This is a genomic window from Stenotrophomonas sp. MH181796, from assembly GCF_009659995.1.
GTDB lineage: Bacteria > Pseudomonadota > Gammaproteobacteria > Xanthomonadales > Xanthomonadaceae > Stenotrophomonas > Stenotrophomonas riyadhensis.
In genome coordinates, this window is the sequence record NZ_RAHU01000006.1 from 18214 (window position 1) to 36415 (window position 18202).

14 protein-coding genes are annotated in these 18202 nt (G+C 63.4%); 11 read left to right on the top strand and 3 right to left on the bottom strand.

Annotation, left to right across the window (positions count from 1 at the left end; translation table 11 throughout):
- Positions 1-32: 32 nt before the first annotated feature.
- Positions 33-248, bottom strand: coding sequence for a hypothetical protein (locus D5301_RS15290; RefSeq protein ID WP_110710880.1), 216 nt, complete (start codon positions 246-248; stop codon positions 33-35).
- A gap of 385 nt (positions 249-633) precedes the next feature.
- Here D5301_RS15290 and D5301_RS15295 point away from each other — a divergent pair, with 385 nt between their 5' ends.
- The 4 genes from D5301_RS15295 to D5301_RS15310 are packed head-to-tail and all read left to right on the top strand — an operon-like array spanning position 634 to position 5244.
- A complete protein-coding gene (locus D5301_RS15295) occupies positions 634-1551 on the top strand; it encodes an ATP-binding protein (RefSeq protein WP_110710881.1) in 918 nt (305 codons plus the stop codon).
- Between the two features lie 35 nt (positions 1552-1586).
- Entirely contained in the window at positions 1587-2870 is a 1284-nt protein-coding gene (locus D5301_RS15300) for a hypothetical protein (RefSeq protein WP_110710882.1), read from the top strand.
- Complete coding sequence (locus tag D5301_RS15305) at positions 2870-4600, top strand: hypothetical protein (protein WP_153856165.1); 1731 nt, start codon at positions 2870-2872, stop codon at positions 4598-4600. Before D5301_RS15300 ends, D5301_RS15305 begins: the two co-directional genes overlap by 1 nt.
- Positions 4597-5244 carry an OmpA family protein gene (locus D5301_RS15310; RefSeq protein ID WP_110710884.1) on the top strand — a complete coding sequence of 216 codons (648 nt, stop codon included), beginning with the start codon at positions 4597-4599 and terminating at the stop codon, positions 5242-5244. The genes D5301_RS15305 and D5301_RS15310 overlap by 4 nt, the downstream gene beginning before the upstream one ends.
- 15 nt (positions 5245-5259) lie before the next feature.
- Here the strand turns inward: D5301_RS15310 and D5301_RS24060 are convergent, their stop codons facing one another.
- The gene (locus tag D5301_RS24060) at positions 5260-5397 is read right to left on the bottom strand and encodes a hypothetical protein (RefSeq protein ID WP_162621994.1); all 138 of its coding nucleotides are present in this window, start codon (positions 5395-5397) and stop codon (positions 5260-5262) included.
- Between the two features lie 305 nt (positions 5398-5702).
- Between D5301_RS24060 and D5301_RS15320 the strand changes: the two genes are divergently transcribed.
- From D5301_RS15320 to D5301_RS15340, 5 genes are all read left to right on the top strand, one after another.
- Positions 5703-6770, top strand: a complete 1068-nt coding sequence (locus tag D5301_RS15320) for a WYL domain-containing protein (RefSeq protein ID WP_110710885.1) — start codon at positions 5703-5705, stop codon at positions 6768-6770.
- Positions 6771-6806: 36 nt separating this feature from the next.
- On the top strand, positions 6807-8123 hold the full coding sequence (locus tag D5301_RS15325; RefSeq protein ID WP_153856167.1) for a hypothetical protein: 1317 nt from the start codon (positions 6807-6809) through the stop codon (positions 8121-8123).
- The gene (locus D5301_RS15330) at positions 8120-10159 is read left to right on the top strand and encodes a hypothetical protein (protein ID WP_153856168.1); all 2040 of its coding nucleotides are present in this window, start codon (positions 8120-8122) and stop codon (positions 10157-10159) included. Before D5301_RS15325 ends, D5301_RS15330 begins: the two co-directional genes overlap by 4 nt.
- Positions 10156-12801, top strand: a complete 2646-nt coding sequence (locus D5301_RS15335) for a helicase-related protein (protein WP_162621997.1) — start codon at positions 10156-10158, stop codon at positions 12799-12801. The genes D5301_RS15330 and D5301_RS15335 overlap by 4 nt, the downstream gene beginning before the upstream one ends.
- A gap of 161 nt (positions 12802-12962) precedes the next feature.
- The gene (locus tag D5301_RS15340) at positions 12963-14108 is read left to right on the top strand and encodes a YncE family protein (protein ID WP_153856169.1); all 1146 of its coding nucleotides are present in this window, start codon (positions 12963-12965) and stop codon (positions 14106-14108) included.
- Positions 14109-14159: 51 nt separating this feature from the next.
- Here the strand turns inward: D5301_RS15340 and D5301_RS15345 are convergent, their stop codons facing one another.
- Positions 14160-15221, bottom strand: a complete 1062-nt coding sequence (locus D5301_RS15345) for a DUF3578 domain-containing protein (RefSeq protein ID WP_194936647.1) — start codon at positions 15219-15221, stop codon at positions 14160-14162.
- Between the two features lie 405 nt (positions 15222-15626).
- On the opposite strand from D5301_RS15345, the gene D5301_RS15350 reads away from it, so the two are divergent.
- A complete protein-coding gene (locus tag D5301_RS15350; protein ID WP_153856171.1) occupies positions 15627-17480 on the top strand; it encodes a PAAR domain-containing protein in 1854 nt (617 codons plus the stop codon).
- Complete coding sequence (locus D5301_RS15355) at positions 17477-18154, top strand: GAD-like domain-containing protein (RefSeq protein ID WP_153856172.1); 678 nt, start codon at positions 17477-17479, stop codon at positions 18152-18154. Before D5301_RS15350 ends, D5301_RS15355 begins: the two co-directional genes overlap by 4 nt.
- Positions 18155-18202: the final 48 nt, after the last annotated feature.

Below are 18202 nucleotides of genomic sequence, written 5' to 3' on the forward strand. Positions count from 1 at the left end.
TTGAATGCCGGCGTGCTGGACTGCTGCGCGGATCACACAGGCGCGCCCGGCCGTGGCCACAGCGCATCGTCGCGCTCCAGGTCGTAGTCGCTGCCGAACGCCAGCGCCGCCTCGCGCGGCGGCAGGTCTGCGTAGCAGCCCAGCAGGTACTCATCCATGCCGGCGTCGCCATGGTCGATGGCGAACAGGTAGAGAAGCTCCTTGTCGAAAGCTTCCAGCCATGCGAGGTCGATTCTGGTCACGGCCATCCTCCAGCGGGGGAGGGGAAGGATGGTTGTGGTGCATCTCACAGGATGGGATGCAGCCGCGTCGCTTCTCCACATTTCATAGCTTTCTGATTGCCCACCAATGCTCCCGGCGGTAGAACAATGCCATCGTTTACCCCTCGAAGCGTGTCACGCCTGACGCGGTCCTGGCCGTCCTCGGCCCGCTGGCAGTAGCTCGTAGCCTCATCCAGGTACGGTCATTCCAAAAGGGCTCAAGTCCCTCGTGGGGCTGCCGATACCGACCTCAGGTTCGCCCTGCGACGTGCAGTGTCGCAGGGTTGTTGCACGCTCTGGGCCGGCGCTGTTGCCGGCCAGCAGGACACAGGAAGATGTTGATGACGGGATGTCACCGCTGGAAGGGCCGGGTATGAGCCGGGCTGGTCACCGCACACCGCCGCCTGTGCCGGCAGATCATGCGCTGCCGGCCGCGCGTCAACCGCGCTTCTCGCTGGAGAAGGACGTAATCCTGGCCGCGCAGACGCGCGTACAGCTGCAGGAGTGCCTGGCCCGTATCCGCCACCATCGCACCATCTACCGCGAATGGGGGTTCGAGGCGGTTGATCCGCTCGGCCGTAGCAGCGTCATCAACTTCCATGGCCCGCCGGGCACAGGCAAGACCATGGCCGCCGAGGCTCTGGCCGGCACGCTGGGGCTGGGCTTCCACCACATCGGTATTGCCGAGCTGGAAAGCCGCTACATGGGCGAAACCGCACGCAACATCCAGGCCGCTTTCAGGATGGCCCACGACAGTGCCTCGCTGCTGTTCTTCGACGAAGCCGATACGTTGCTCGGTGCCCGCCTTTCCAACGTGACACAAGGCGTGGACAACGAAGTCAACGCGATGCGTTCCACCCTGCTGATCGAGCTGGAGCGCTTCGAAGGCATCGTGGTGTTCGCCAGCAACTTCGCGCGCAACTACGACGAGGCCTTCCGCAGCCGTATCAGCTATCACATCCACTTCGATCTGCCTGACAGGCTCGCCCGTCATGCGCTCTGGGACCGCATGCTGGTGCCCGGCATTCCGCTGGCTGACGAACGGGCGGCTCTGCTGGGGCAGGCCGCCGAGGCTTCGCATGGTCTTTCAGGGCGCGACATCCGCACCTGCCTGCGCTTGGCGCTGCCCAAGGCGCTGCTGGACGCAGACAGCCAACCCGCTCTGGCGAAGCTGGGCTGGCCGCACCTGCAACAGGCCATCAGTGACGTGCAGCGCGCACAGCAGCACGTCGGGCGCAATGCGTCTTTACCTGCCGCCGCGCAGGCGGCCCGCGATCTTCTCGGCGTGTAAGCACGCCCTTCCTCTACCACCAAAGGAACACAGCCATGGGATGGTTCACCAACGCAGTTGCGGCAACCGCACGCTTCGTCAGCACGGCGGCACAGACGGTTGCCAGTGCCGCGCAGAAGACCTGGGAAGTAGTCAAGAAAACCGCGGTCAAGGTTGTAACCCTGGTAGCCAAGGACGGCGAGAAGACCGTCGCCAAGGCCAAGGATCTGTGGAAGACCGCGCGCCCCTACGTGAAACAGGCGACGGCGTTGTTGCACAAGGCCGGTGCTTCCCATCCGCTGATCAAGAACGTTGCTCTTGCCGTTGATGCACTGTTGGCACTGGAGAAGTCCCCGGTGCTGCACTGGATTGACAAGGCAGTGAGCTGGACCATCGAGCTCGCCAAGCGAATGAACGTGGCGATGGAGCAGGGTGGGAAGGTGGAGCTGGATGCCGCGGAGCGCGCCCAGGCCGAGCAGTACCAGCAGAAGTTCCGCGATGCTGCCGGTAGCTTCAGCGGCGAGCAGGCCCACGCGGTGTCGGTGGTGGCGATGGTCAATGATCTGGTGCTTGCACAGGACAAGGTCAATGCACTGGTGGAGACCGGTGAGGTTGTCGACGTCGACCACTTCCTGCGCCTGCGCGCTACGCAGAAGCTGCTGAAGGAAGCGAATGCACGGTTTGCGACGGTGGATGCGGAGAGCCGCATTGATGCGGACGACATCTTCCTGGTGCGCGTTGCATCTGATCTGCTCAATGCGGATCCCTCTCTGTCGAGCGAGGATGCACAGGCGCTGGACGACCTGCTGCAGCGTCGACATGGCCGTGGCCTGCTGCCGTTCGCCTTCGAGGAAATGCTGCCTGCATGGCACATGCGTAACGAGGCACTGGAAGCGCAGTGGCAAGTGCAGAGCAAGGCAGTGACCCAGAAGCAGGTGCTGCTACGCCGGCTGGAAACCGACCTTTCGCTGTCGGCAGATGGTCGCTTGAGCGACGAGGAGCAGGCCATGATGGACGACCTGCGCGAAAGCGTGCCGCGCGAGCGTGATGCCTTCGTAGCGCTGGGTGCAGAGAAGTTGGCACTTGCCCACTACCTGCATGCGGCCGAGGGCTTCCTGCAGGTGCTCGAGAAGACCGCCGAGGAACTGGAGGCAGCGGGAATGGGCTATCTGGTCGATGCTGGGCAGAGGGTGGGTGAACTGATCATCCAGGGGGCTGAGCAGGGCAAGGGGTGGGAGCAGTTCACTGCTGAGGAGCAGGAGCTGATCATCGATTTCGCCAACATCTTCGAGGAAGAGTGCTTGGAGCGCGTGCAGCGCCTGGTTGAGGTTACGGCCTGATGCTGGGACACGTCATTGACTTCATCAAGCCGGATGCCAGTGAGCCGTTCCAGCTGGTCTTCTTCGCGATCATCCTCGGCGCCGCCGTGGCGACCGTTGCGGGTGTGTGGCGCACTGCACGGCCTGATAACTGGAAGGCCAACTGGGAAGGCACCGGGCGGGACAATACCGGGCTGGATGTAGACCATGGCTCGTTCAACGACGTGTGCGATGCTGTTGCCACCAAGCCGGAGAAGTATGCGGAGATCGTGCCGGGCCTGCTCCTGATCTTTGGCCTGCTCGGTACCTTCGTGGGCCTGGGTATTGCTTTGGACAGTGCCTCCGCCATCCTGAGCAACGCCAACGCCCAGAACGCGCTTGATGGCGGGATGAACGACCTGCTGGAAATGATGGGGGGCTTGGGCACCAAGTTCAGGACCTCCACCTGGGGCATCCTCGGTTTCCTGCTGGTGAAGCTGGCATTGGCAGGCATGGGGCGGGAGACCCAGCGCCAGCAGTGGGTGATCGCCCGCATGAAGCTGGAGATGGACAAGGCCCGCCAGGCCGGCGCGCGCCTGGAAGAGCAGCGCAGCCAGCGCATGCAGGATGCGCTGGCCGACGTGGCCGTGAACATGGACGGCTCGCTGGACCAGAGGCTGCAGCAGGACCGAGGCCTACGACTGGCCCATCAGGACGATACGGCAGAAATGATGCGGCGCGCCGTGCAGGCTCTCGGCCAGCAGTTCATGGCGGCACTGGAGCAGGACCGCAGCGTGCGAGTGCAGGCTGATCGTGCAGCCGCAGAGCAGATGCGGGCACTCCTTGGCAATGCGTTTGAGCAGCTGCAGAAGGGCATGCAGGACAATCAGACCGCGCAACGCCGTGCGGCCGAGCAGGCTGCACAGACATTGGAGGCGATGCTCGCCAGGCAGGACCAGGGCAACGAGATTGCACTGGATACCCAGCAGGTGCTGGTGGCGTTCACTGCCTCGCAGGAGGCTTTCAGCGGCTCCATCCAGCGCAGTGCCGATACCATGTCAGCTGCTGCCACCAACATGAACGGAGCCGCACGCGAGATGTCTGCGGCCATCGCCGCCTTTGACGGGGGAGTGCGAAACACGCTCGGCACGATCGAGGAAAAGCTGGGCGAAACAATCGACAGCATGGGCCGGTCGCTGACCAAGAATCTCGAGGTTATGGCGAACCTGTTGGGGGATACCGCCAACACGCTGAAGAAATCGCTCGAGTCCTTCTCGATCAAAACTGGCGAGACACTGGGCCAGGTCACAGGCAGCATGAAGATCGCCTCCGAGAGCCAGCAGAAGGTGATGGGCGATGTTCGCAACGCCATGAAGGATGTCCAAGAGATGGTACTGCAAGCCACCAGCTCCATCTCTGACATCAGCAACAAGCTTGATGACAGCCTGAGGGCGGTTTCCAAGAGCAACCTGCAGATGGCAGCGCTGGTGGAACCCATGAAGGCTTCGCAGAGCAGCACCACCACAGCCGTGGCGTCACTCCAGGAAACCGGACAGGCGCTGCGGTCTCTGCAGGCTGCCCTGACTCGCGACGGAAATGACGCAGAGCGGCTGCATGCGGCCCTGGCAAAGGGCGCAGAGGTGGTGGCCCAGGCGCACAGCCGCATCCATGATCTGCTGCAGCGTCAAGTCAACAGTCTGGAGGTGCTGCGCGAGGAGCTCCGTAGCCTGGTCCAGCCTCGGATGGAGGATGAGGCGGAGCTGGCCGGATGAAGGACAAGCCCAACGAATGGGTGGCCATCTCCGACCTGATGGCCGGCGTGCTGGCGGTGGTGATGCTGATGCTGGCCGTGGTCGTCCTGCAGCGGCAGTTCGCCGAGGCCCAGCACCAGCGCGACCTGGCTGCGCTGGATGCAGCCACTGGCAACCCGGTGGCCGAGCTGCTGCAGCAGGTGCAGGGGACCCTGGGTACACAGGGGGCAGGGCATTTGATCAGCGTAGACGTGGCCAGCCGTCGCATTACCCTGCGTGATGGTGTGTTTGCGCAGGGAAGCGCCTGTGTAACGCCTGCCGCCAGTGCGGCCATGCAGGCGGTGGAAGCACAGGTGGGAACCTTCCTGCGCGACCACCCCGCAGGGCGGATCTTCGTGGAAGGGTATACCGATGATGCACCGGTAAAGCGCCCTGTCACCGACTTCGCGCGGTTCTGCACCGTCTACGACGACAACTTCACGCTTTCGGCGGCGCGCGCCCGCGAGGCGCGCAAGACCCTGCTGGGGACGCTGGATGCCACCTCTGCCCGGCGGATCGTGGTGGCCGGTTATGGCGACTCGCGACCATTGGCCGAGGTGCCGCCATCCGACCCGCGCAATCGCAGGGTGGAAGTGTTCTTTACCCTGGACGGCAGCCGTAGCTGAGCCATGTCGCAGCTTTCAGCGCTTGCCTGCCCGCAGCCAGGCTTCGGGCAGCCCCTCAAACAGGCTGTCCAGCGTGGAGGCAGGACGGCACGCCACCGGTGCCGACTGGCAGTTGGGGCAGTGGGTGAAATGGTTGAAGCCCTTGATGCGCACGTCTCCGCAAGGTGGGGTCGTACGTTTCCAGCTGCAGTGGCTGCAGCTGTAGGTCCAGTGCTGCGTGCGGCCCCACATGGCAGCCGCACTCATTCTTCGTCAGCGTTGTTGTACTGCTCGCTCAGCCAGCGACCCAGCCCATACAGCGCCCATCCGTACACAACCGTTGCTCCGATGATCCTGAACATGATCTTCCTCGTGGGGTCATTGCGTGCAGCCTTGGGGCGTCCGTGCCCCGCTGTCGTTCCGTGGTCTTTCATTCTGCGCACGGCTGCGACAGCCGGCGTCGCAGCACGGACGATCCTATGACGCACGCCATCGACAAGGAGAACCGCGTGTCACGCAACAGTACCGATACCCTGCAGCGGCAATGGCACATGCTGCGCATGATCCCGCGCGCTCCGCGCCACATCACTGCGGGAGAGCTGTGCGAGGGGCTGGCGCAGCGTGGTATCAGGGCAGGCAAGCGCACCATCGAGCGCGACCTGCAGAATCTGCTGGGGACGTTCCCGCTGGAGGTGGACGAAACCGCGCGTCCGTTCCTCTGGAGCTGGCACAAGGACGCCAACTTCGACTTCATGCCGCGCCTGAGCGTACCGCAAGGCATGGCCCTGCTTCTGGCGCAGCAACATCTGAAAACGCTGCTTCCCGCTGCAACACAGCGTGAACTGCAGCCTCTGTTCCAGATGGCACGCAGGGAATTGGCGGCAGGTGTCTGGAAGGATTGGCATCACCGCACCGCAGTGCAGCCCTCGGTGAAGACCCTTCTGGCCCCTGAACTGGACGCCGACGTGCTGGGTGATGTGCATGAGGCGTTGGCACTGCGCCGCCAGCTATCAGCGATCTACCGTTCCAAGGGAGCACGCGAGGGGCGCCGCGCGTTGATCCATCCGCTGGGTCTGATCATTCGTGGACAGGTGCACTACCTGGCCTGCACCTTCGATGGCTATCAGGACATCCGCCAGCTGGCGCTGCACCGTCTTTCGGAAACTCAGGTGCAGGCTGCCGCCTGCGTAGTGCCGCAGGATTTCGACTTCGCCGTGTACGCCGATAGGGCGGGGCGCTACGAAGACCAGGGCACAGTGCGGTTGATGGCCCGCTTTACGAGCGCCGCAGCAGAGCATCTTCGCGAAACGCCGTTGTCTGCAGACCAGGCCCTGCACGAGCTGGCTGATGGAGCACAGGTGGAGGTGGTGGCGACGGTATCGCTGGACCAGCCGCTGCGCTGGTGGCTGCGCGGCTTTGGCAGCCAGGTGGAGGTGCTGGAGCCCGCGTCGCTGCGGGCGGAGATGCAGGCTGATGTGCAGTTGCTGGCTGCTACGTATGCAGATACGGCGCTGCCAGCGGCGCGTTCGTCCAACAACATTGCGTAGTGCGATCAATTCACTGGGTTCATGAAAGGAAGAATGATGGCAGGAAGTGATTGGGGGTTGCTCGGCCCGGACCGGGTACCCAGCAACCGGCGCACCCGCACCCTCGGGCTGGGCAGGGCGGTGCGCCGTTTCAACGAACTGGCGGTTCCGGGCCTGGGCGGACTCTGGTATGGGCGTCAGGCGCTGTATGCCGCTTTGGCAATGGCAGTGGCCAAGCGGCTCAGGACGTGGAATATCCGGCAGTCGCATATCGAGGTCGCCAATGCCATCGAGGCGGTGGCCTGTACCATCGGCTACCATCACAACGGATGGCGCCCGGACTGGCGGATGCGTGGCCGCCAGAAGCTTTCCCGTGATACAACGGCGCCCTCGTTCAAGCAGGCATCCCGGTCCAGCTATTACGTATCGCAGCCGATGCGCATGTCCACCGCGCAGGCACTGCCTTCGCTCGGCCTGGCGTTGGCTCCCAGCGTTCGGTTCAACGCGTTTGAGTGCAGCGAAGAGGCGGATGTATTCCTCGGGTCCAGCATTGGCCACCTTTCGGTGGGCAAGAACAGCCTGGTCGACCACCTGTGCTACTGGGTCATGGGCAGCCCACTCCGCTGGAAGAGTGCCGGCGTCGTTGCGGCGCTGAATCCCTTGGAAGGATTGGATGAGGATGCCCGGCACTGGTTGCGGCACGCGCTCCTGAAGGGAGCGACCCTCACGGAACAACAATGCCAGCGGCGGAAAGCCGCATGGGACTGGATGGCTTGCCTGCACGCCGAGCCGGGCAGCATCGCGTCGTTGGACGACGTGCAGGGACCGGCTCAGCTGGATGCCGCGCACTGGCACGACCTGCGCGCGGGTACGAAGCTTGTCGACGTCCGCAATGCCGCAGTGGCGGTGCTGGACAGTGTCGAAGTCGAACTTGACGCGCGGCAGCGCCGTTTCCTGCAGGTGGATGGGACACTGCCACTCGCTGTGCGTCAGGCATTGCAGGCATTGGCTGTGCACGCGCAGAGCTTCCTGGCGCTCAACCACTTCGACGAGGACGCCAACCGATTCTGTAGTGAGTGCGTGGGTACAGAGGCCGACGTGTTGCGCGCGCTGTTGCGACGTGATGATCAGGTGCTGTGCCTGGTTGACGACTGCGCGCGCCCGGGACCGGCCTATAGCGGCCGTCCACCTGTGGTGGAGAAAGGTGAGCAGGGCGCGGATGAGGAAATTGCCGAGACGGGGCGCAATGGCCTGCCGCTTCCGGCGGGCATCTCCTATCGCGTGGAGAACCTGCACCTGCTGTATCTGGATCTTGCCGGCGAACTGGACGAGGCGATCACGACCCGCAACGCCGCCTCGGAGGCGACAGCATGAGTGGTAATGCTACACCTCGTCCTTCCTTGTTGAAGCATTTCGAGGCTCCTGCCGACCATACCGGCGAGTTCGGCTGGATCTGCGGGTTCTCTGCCGACGCCAGTTTCCTCAACGAGGCCGCGTATCGCTTCACCGGCCAGAACAAGTCGCAGCGCGAGGCCATTGGAGAAGTGCGCCTGGCGCTCATGCTGGACCCACGCCAGCCCGCACTGCTGCCGACGGCCGTACCCGGGCTGGCACATCTGCCGCTGAGGAACGAGAGCCGGAGCCCCATTCCATTCCGTCTCCTGCACGCGAAGGTGGCCCTGCTGGGGTTCCGCCACCAGAGCGAACCTGAAAAGTGGTGCGTGCGGCTGGTGGCATCCACCGGCAACTGGACGCGCCAGACCGTGGAAGACAGCCTGGACCTTTCCTGCCAGGTCGAGGTGGACAGTGCGACGCTGGGTGATGCCTTGTCCCAGGAATGCGTGGACATCATCGCCGCCCGCGATTGGCTGAAATGGCTGGTCGGCCTGCACGATACCCGTCTGCTGGAAGCACCGGCACCAATGGGGGCTGGTGCAGCTGCAGCCAACCTTGCCGCCTGGCTTGCTGTCTGCTCCAGGTACCAGCCGGCCTTGCGCGAGCGTAGGGCCCGCTTCGTCCATAACCGCTCGCGCAGCCTGCTTGATGGTGTGCTCAATGCGGTTGAGAGGCACGACAAGCCAAAGGCTACACGGCTGGCGATGGGGTCGGGATTCTTCGAATCGCCAGGGCTGCCTGGTAAAAGCGGCGCGCCGCCCTGTGCCAGCGTGCCACTGCAGATCGTAAAGAAGCTCAAGGCACGAGGGCTGCTGGATAAACGCGCAGCGCTGGAACTTCACGTAAACCCCGCCGCCTGCCAGGCCATCGCACATTCGATTGCCGAGCTCGCGCGGCATCCCGAACATGCCATCCACGTGCATGCCGCAAAGGTGGCCGACGTCATCGGAGATGCCTACAGGGGGCGAGCGCTGCACGCCAAGTTCATGGTGGCGGCGCGGGCGGAGCGCAACGGCTCCAACTGGGCCCATGTGTGGGTGTACCTGGGCTCAGGCAATCTGACGCCGGCCGGCATGATGCTGCCGATGTCGCCCGAGGGCGGCAACGCTGAAGCCGGGATGCTGCTGTTCGAGACGAAGGCCAGTTGGGGTGCAGGGGCGCGTGCGAAGCTGGCATTGGACCTGCAGGATGCGCTGCCCATCGCCGGTGACCTGCTTGTGCCAGGCGCACCAGAGGTTTCGGCCGGAGAGGCTTGGCAGCCACCGGCCAGCGAGTACTACGCTGCACCGGTGGCCTTCCTCCAATGGAGGGCGGCAGACGGGCTTCTGCTGCTGCCGCATCAGGATGGCGATCTGAATACGCCGTTCGAGGTCCTGGACGACGCATGTGTTCCCTGCCGGCGTGTGGATGGAGGCTTTGCATGGCCAGGTGGGGTGCCGCGCATGGTGCGTGTGCGCTGGGGCGGGAGTGGTGTCGTCCGTGAGGCGGTGATTCCCGTGGTGGATGCAGATGGGCGTGTCGCCGCTACCCCTCTGAGCGATCTGGATCTGGATCATGCGGAAAGCCAGCTGCTGGCCTTCCCGGGCATGCCTGATCCTGAAGGAGACGAAGAAGAGGAGGGTTTGGGAGATCCACTTCTGCGTGATCCGATGACGAACGGCAGGTCCGCCTGTCCTGTGTCCGATGCTGCGGTGGGCGATGAGACCGCCATCCGCCAGATGATGGGGTTGCTGGAGCGCATTGCCGACCGCCAGGTACGAGTGCCAGTGACTGACTGGCCGCGTTGGTGCCAGCGGCTGCAGCAGACCCTGTGCCAGACCCGCCATAGTCCCGCAGTGGCGAAGTTCGTCGCTCTGGGGCTGGATCCGCTCTCGCCGTTGCATGCAGAACCTTTCCGCCCCGCCTTTGCTGAAGACATGCACAGCGAACATGGGCAACGTTATGAGGCTGCCCTGCAGGTGATCTCGGACACATGGGGAACCACGGGGTTGGCGTCGCTGGAGGGCCTGGAATGAAGCAGATGATCAGCTGGGATGAGGTTGCCGCGCGGGCCGAAGTGCTGCTCGGCGATGGCAGGTCGGATGTGGGAAGGCGGTTGGCGCTCATTGAAGGTCAGCGGGAATCCCTGCGTGCCCTGTGCACACGCCTTCGGAACAACGGCGCGATCCTTGCCGACGAGGTTGGTATGGGCAAGACACGCATCGCAGTAGCACTGGCCCATTGCGTGATTGCTGCGGGCGGACGGGTGGTCGTCGTTGCGCCGCCTGGCCTGGACGAGCAATGGCGACGCGAGTTCGCGCTGGTGGGCCCGCAACCGCCGGCCCTGCTGCGCAGCTACTGGCAGTTCCTGCAGGCCTGGGACGGGTCTGATACAGAGCGGCCCTGGCTGCAGGAGAAGCTGGTACTGGTATCGCACAGTTTCAATCGATGGGCACCGGGCAAGCTTGCTCGCTATCGCTGGAGTCTGCTGCCGGCCACGCTCGCGCGCTACCGCAAGGACGTACTTGGCAAGCGGTGGCCGAACGGCTACGGGGAATTCGAGCAGGAGCTGGTGGATTGCGTGTCGCGCGCGGCAGGGGCGATCATCGGGAATCTGTCGACGGTCGGCTCTGCGTCGCCTTCGGAGACGCTGCTGCAGGACATCCACGAAGAGCTGCCAGCATGGAGCGAAGCTGCGAACGGCGAAAACCATGCCGCCCGAGGCGTGCTGCGTCGAGCCGTGGATCAGGTCACGGGGTTGGGGCTTGGAGCCTTCGACCTTGTGATCATCGATGAGGCGCACAAGAGCCGGAACGAGGAGAGCCTGCTTTCCACGCTGCTGGACGATGTTCTGCTGCGCAGCGGTTCTGCGCGCTGCCTTGCGATGAGTGCAACGCCGGTTGAGCTGGATGCATCGCAGTGGGAGCAGAGCCTACGGCGTATCGGTGTTGCCAAGCCGCCGGTGGACGTCATCAAGAAGTACGTGGCCAGTGTGGATGACCTGCGCCGTTCACCGCTGAATGCGGAGTACGAGCAAGCCTACCTGGCAGCAGCGGCGGCTTACCGCGATGCACTGGATCCCTATCTGCTGCGCCGGGACAAGCGCGAGGACCCTACGGTTCAGAAGTTCTCAAAGCACGCAACGCCGGCGGGGCAGGACTATCGTGAAGTCTGTCCAATCAAGGTAAGGATGGATCCGGCCACGATATCCGAGCCCTGGATGCGTGCGGTGTGTGCAGCTGAGGCGCTGTCGTTCACCTCAACGCGCGTGCTGGACAACCGCGCCAAGCGGCACCGTCTGACTGTGGGCAATGGCCACGGCATCAGTGGGTTGATCGACGCGGTAAAAGAGGAAACCTCGCTGCAGCCGGAGATCAGTTCTTCGGCGTTGGATGATGAGACGGCACTGGATGATGCGGCGGCCTCCAGCAAGCGCAAGGCACGTACCGAGTGGTGGCACAGGGCCATGCAACGTGCCGTGCGCGAAGCCGCGCCGGGGAGTGGAGCGCCCTATACCCACCCCGCATTGCTTGCAGCGGTGGACGCCATCGAGAGCGTTGCCGTGAATGAGAAGGTGCTCGTGTTCGGTCACTACCGTGCGCCGATGAACGCCCTTCAACACCTGCTCAACGCACGGGCGATGCTGCGTGCTCTGGACGAAGGAAAGGTGTGGCCGCAGAGTGGCCTCCATAGTCACGAGGACCGTGTGGCATTGCAGGTGGCGCATCGGCAGCTTTTCCACCGCGAGGCCGATCTGGAGGCGGTCGAACAGAAGCTGCAGTCTGGTTACCGTGAGCTCGAGAACAGCCGGCAGCGCTTCCGTACAGGCTTGCTGCGCAAACTGAAGGAAGGCTTCACTTCGCTGGATCCGCTGCTTGGGGCGCGCTTTACCGTGCCGTTGCAGATGCTCGAGGATGAGCACCCATCCGGCAGCGATGCCTCATCCGCAGTCGGCGCACTGGCAGTGGTGGCGCGGGCTTTGGCCGATCACCTGGAGGGCGAAGCCGAAGACCCGACGCCAGTGCGGCTGGCCACTGCGTTCGTTGAGCTTATGCAGGCGGCTGCCAACCTGGATCCTTTGACCGATGATGCCGACGGCAGCATTGACGATGCATCCCGCGGCGAGAACACGTGGAGCGAAACGCTTGAGCGGTTCAGGGAGGACTACTCGTATCGGCAAGGCGGGTTCGCGCGCCAACTGAACGGTGACACCGCACCGGGCACCCGCCGCTTGCTGCAGCTGGCGTTCAATCGCGCCAATGCGAATCCCAAGGTGTTGATTGCCCAGTCACAGGTGGGGCGTGAGGGGCTTAACCTGCATCTGGCGTGCCGCACCGTGGTGTTGCTGCACCTGGAATGGAACCCTGCCGTGGTGGAGCAGCAGATTGGACGGGTGGATCGGATGGGTAGCCTGTGGCAGCAGTTGCTGGAAAGAGCGATTGAATGTCCCGGGGGTACCGAGCCGATGCCGCGCATCCAGGTGCGCCCGGTGGTGTTTGAAGGCACCTATGATGAGCGGCAGTGGAGAGTGCTCCAGTATCGCTGGCAGACGCTGCGATCACAGTTGCATGGCGAGATTCTGCCGGAGTGCGACCCTGAAGATGTACTCGGTGCACAGTTGCGCGAACGTGTTGCAGCGGCCGCCCCCTGCTTCTCGCCGACACAACTACGTAGGTAGCCGGTGGAGGGGCGCCCCCTGATGGCGCGTCCCTCTTTTCCATTCTGCTACCATCCTCCCGCTACCCCAGCCAGCCTTTCCGCGCGCGTACGCCGGAACGGCCGTCTTTGTACGGCCCAGCGAGCCAGGACACCCTCCCGTGCCCTTTCAAGGATGCTCGCATGTTCCGTCATTCCGCTCTCCGCTCGGCCGCACTGGCCCTTGCCGTCTCGCTCAGCCTCGGCGCGCCCGCCGCCTTCGCCGATAACGCGCCCACTGCCAGCGCCACCACCGCCGTGCAGCGCCAGGCCGTGGCCAAGGGCCTGTACGAGCTGGCCTACAGCCCGAAACAGAACGCCGTGTTCGTGGCCTCGTCCGGTGGCTTCGGCGATGACGCCGGCCCGGCCCAGGTGCTGCGCCTGAACCCGGCCACGCTGGCCGTGGAAACCCGCATCCCGCTGGAGCGCAAGGCGTTCGGCGTGGTGCTGGATGACGCCCACAACCGCCTGTACGTGGGCAACACCGTGGATCTGTCGGTGACTGTGGTCGACACCGCGCAGAACAAGGCCATCGGCACCATCCAGCTGATGGAGAAGAAGACCGGCAAGGACGGCAAGGCCGCCTACACCCATGACCTGCGCGAGCTGGTGGTCGACAGCGCCGGCAACCGCCTGTACGTGACCGGCCACAGCAGCCAGCCGGACGTGAGCAGCGTGCTGTTCGTGATCGATACCACCACGCTGAAGGTGATCAACACCATCGACGGCTTGGGCAATGCCAAGGCACCGGGCCTGGCGCTGGATGCGGCCAACAAGCGCGTCTACGCCAGCAACCTGCTGGCCGACCTGGTGGTGGTGGGCACCGATTCGAACAAGGTGGTGGCGCAGCACAAGATCGCCGCCGAGCAGCCGATGAACATTGCGCTGGACCCGGCCGGCAAGCGCCTGTTCGTGACCGACCAGGGCTCGGAATTCCTGCGTGGTTACCAGGCCAAGAGCAGCGGCCTGGTCAGCAAGCATCCGGGCCAGCGCGTGCTGGTGCTCGATCGCAGCACCGGCAAGGAACTGGCCAGCATCCCGACCGACGCTGGCCCGCTGGGCATCCTGCTGGATGCACCGCGCAAGCGCCTGTACGTGACCAACCGCGAAGCGGGCACTGTGACGGCGTACAACAGTGACAGCTACCAAAAGGTGGCCACCTACACGGTGCCGACCCATCCGAACAGCCTGGCGCTGGATGCGAAGAACAACGTGTTGTTCGTGAGCATCAAGAACGGCGAGAAGGACGACAAGGGTGCTGACGAGAGCGTAGCGCGGATTCAGTTGTAAGGCACAAGGTACGGCCCCGTCCTAATGTGGCGGGGCCGTTCGGGCCCTCTTTCACTGGATGCGGTAGCGATAGGCCAGCGGTTGCAGGCGATCATTCGAGATCAGCCAGGGCTGTTGAACGTGGTCAGTGCCACCCGTTCCAATGGGCGTGCCGTTCTGTCTGTGTAGCTGAATGCCGTACACAACGAACAGGGCGTTGTTGGGATGATGGTTCAGATGATGCTGAACCTCGTTCTTCGTAAGCACAATATCGCCCAGTCCACCTGTTGTGCCCTTAACCTCGACGTAGTGTGTTTGGCTGTCTTTGACGATCTTCAGGTCGTAAGGCGCGTGGTTACTGGTGTCCTCAACCGCATACCCTTTGCCATGGAAGTAGCTCTTGGCCAGTGCCATCGCGCGTAGCTCCACGGCACGGCGTTCCGGTTGCGTAAGCCCAAAGCCTTGGCCTGTTTTCTCGCGACCTGAAGCGGCCTCCTCGATGGCCTCTACCACCGCAATGACGTCGGGTGAGGTCTGCCCGCTGCGCTTCTGTGCGGGTTCACCGCGATAGATGCTCTTCAGGCGCCGCGCCATAGAGAGCATGTCAGTTCGCAGTTGCTCTTCGGGCGGTACCTCCGCCTTCGGGTAGAAGTACGCAACTACGGTGGTTCTCTCGTAAGCCTTTGCCAGGTCCCCAAAGCCAAGCGTCATGGAATGATGGATGCGCGAATCGTTGGGAATATCGTTCGCCAGAACCTCACGCGCCCACGTTGTCAGGCGCTGGGCTTCATCGGTAGATCGCTTGATGAAGTCGCCATCCACGTTCTTGGTGGAGGCATGCGAGAGCGCTAGGTAAACCCCGGAGCCGTCTTCCCGGAATAGCCACACCACGTACCAGCCCTCGGTGGCCTTGGGCGATCTACTTCGCGATGCAAACCGGACCCACGGCACCTGCGCCTTTCTGCCGATGCCATCTCCCCCTTCAAGCAGAAAGTCACCTTGCGCGATATCTGCTGCGGCGCGAAGCGGCTCAGCATCTTCTCGAAGGATGGAGGGAAGTTGGTGCTTGATGATCTGGCCGCGCTCGTTCATGGCGGTGGTGGCCAGCGAGCTGTACTCAGATTGCAGCTCCATGACCCTCCGCAACTCTTCCCTGATCCCCATCCCAGACCCCGCACGGTTTTCGATAGGCGCAATTAATGCATGCTGGCCTATCCATCTGCAATGCGTATCAAGATGGTGTTGATTGCGACGGGGATAGTCGCAGGTTGGCGTTCTGAGGGTTTCGGGGCCACGCGGACACCGGAACTAGAGCGTGAGTCCGCCGATCTGGTGCGGAGATGATGAGGACGCAGCTACGCATCATGGGTGCTCGTCGGGATCGACCTGTTTGCCGGGCAGGCGGAAGAGCCTTTAGAGAGTCAGATCATCCTGATAGCCGCGATCACACTAGGACTACTTGCAAAACCCCGCTTTTCCCGCCCGACGCCTGTAACCGCTCACTAGCCTCCTTCCCCAGCATCAAGCGTGGGAGCGCGCATGCAGCGGGTTGTGATCGTGGTCGGCGACCGCACCACCGGTGGCGGCGAAGTGTTAACCGGTGCGCCCAGCACCTTCATCAACAACATCGCCATCGCGCGCGTGGGCGACAAGGCCAGTTGCCCGAAGCACGGTGGCTTCTTTGATATCGTCACCGGCGATGAAACCTTCCTGATCGATGGCCAGCCGTTGGCCCGCCACGGGGATTCGCTGGCCTGCGGCTGCCGTCTGCTGGCCTCGCGCCAGAGCACGGTGACGGTGGAAGCGGGCGGAGGCGCTGGGCCGCAAGCGGCGTCTCAACCATCTGGCAACGCCGCACCGCCAGCGGGATTCGTACCCACAGGCACCGCTGCGCATGAGTCTGACGTAGCGCCGCCGAGCAAGCAGGACATCCTGCTGCACTACCACTACGGTGACCTCGACCGCACGCCGGTACGTGGCGTGGGCTACCAGGTGATGCTGCCCGACGATCGGGTGGTGACCGGCCAGCTGGATGACACAGGCCGCGCACGCATCCCGGACGTCACCGTTGGCCCGGTGCAGACGCTCCAGCTGCTGTTTCAGCCTGACTTGAGCGATGACGACGATGCGCCCATCCTCGCGGCGCGCGCGAGGCTCAAGTCAGCGCTGGACGCGATCGTTGCGCAGACCCGTAGCGACATGGCCACGGCGTGGCAGCAATGGGACGACGCAGGCGCGCTCAAGCGCTGGGGCCTACAGCGCGGCAATCAGGCGCTGGGCACCGGGCAGGGCGCCTGGGACTACCTGGTGGGAACGGTCGAGACCGCCGTCGATTTGGCGGTGTTGATGTACAGGACCGACCGCGAGATACGCGAATGGGCGCGTCTGCTGCTGACCGGCGACCGCGATGCCATGGACCGCAAGATCACCGCGATGCGCGCGGCGGGCGACACAGTGATGGTGGCTGCCAGCGAAGCCAAGGAGCTGTTCAACCTGCTGATCGAAGATCCGGCCATCACCCAGCAACTACCGGCCTTCGCCGTGGCCTGGTGGGACGCGGTGCCACCGGACGAGCAGGAGAATCTGCAGGCGCGTTTCGGCGCGCAGATCATGATGGATGTAGTGGTCTCCATCCTGCTGGCCGCGGTGACGGTGGAGCTGGGGGGCGCGGCGGGGTTTGGCTACGCGGCCGCCAAGGCCGGGCGAACAGGCACCCGCATCGGCTCGCGACTGCTGGACCTGATGGAGGAAGTGGAGGACGCGTTCAAGGGATTGGCCAAGGCGCTGAAGCACCGCAAGCGCAGGCAGGCCGATGGCAACCGCACGCCCGATGGCAACCGGAATGTGGAGACGCCACGGCTACCCAGGCGCATGCCGCGGAAGCAGCTGCCGTGCTTCAGCCCGCAGAAGCTGCCAGCATCGAAATACCCGGAGATGGACCGGCAGCTGAAGGGGCAGGAGCAGGGGCTGAACGATATGAGTGTGGAGGATTACCTCAGTGCACGGGAGGCATTTGATCCGAAGAATCGCGACAGGGCGGCAGCAAGGAAGGCAAGAGAGGACTTCAAAGAAAAGATCAAGAATGAAAAGTACGACGAACTCTCTTCTGAGGTGAATGACCCGAAAGTTGCGGAGCGTTTGGCAATGGAGCATGCGGACGCAACGATGAGGGCCTTGAACGCCCTGCACAATCCCGACCTTGTGGCGGGCGGCAATGACACAATTGCTGACTTCGGCGACGCAGAGGTCAATCACACCATAGGTCGTCAATGGAGCCATGCTAGAAAGGACCAGGCCACGCGCATCCAGGACCTGGACGCGGCGGCAAGACAAGTCCCGGTGGGCGAGCGACGCGCCACAAAAATGAACGGCGGATTGGAGCGCTGCAGATGATCGAGATGCTCGACAAGCACTTTGAGTACTTCTACTCAGACAAGGGCTTTGGACCCGCGGTTGACACAAGACAGGTATCGCAATCGAAGTTGGAGCACTACCGGGGAAAGGTCCCAGACAAGCTACTGGAATACTGGCGGGCGTACGGCTTTGCTGGTTACGGAGAAGGCATCTTCTGGATAACTGATCCAGATGACTACGCCGAAGCCCTCAATGCCTGGCTCTATGGAACTGAGTTCTATGGGAAGGATCACTACTACGTCATCGGCCGCAGCGCCTTCGGGAACTTGACACTGTGGGGAACCAAGACCGGGCGTAGCCTAACCATCAACTGCGCATGGGCAATGATCTTTCCTACCGACAAATCTCGCTGGATGAGGGAAGGGAAGGCAGATTCTCTGATTTCAACGTGGCTGTCTGGGATGAGTGTCGATTATCCGAATGAGACCGATGACAAAGGCATTCCTCTCTTTGACCGCGCCGTGAAACTGCTAGGCCCACTGAACTATGACGAGATGTACGGCTTCGTCCCGGCACTTGCACTCGGTGGGCCATGCCGGCTCGATCACCTGCAGAAGGTCAACGCCGCCGAACACCTGTTGTTCCTCGCCCAGCTGGGAGAACGCCGGGTCATGGCCGACATCGTGGCTGAGGCCAAGAAGCGAGGGCTGTGAACCAGCAGGTCAGGACGGCTAATCCATCCACCGAACTGCAGCCGAGGG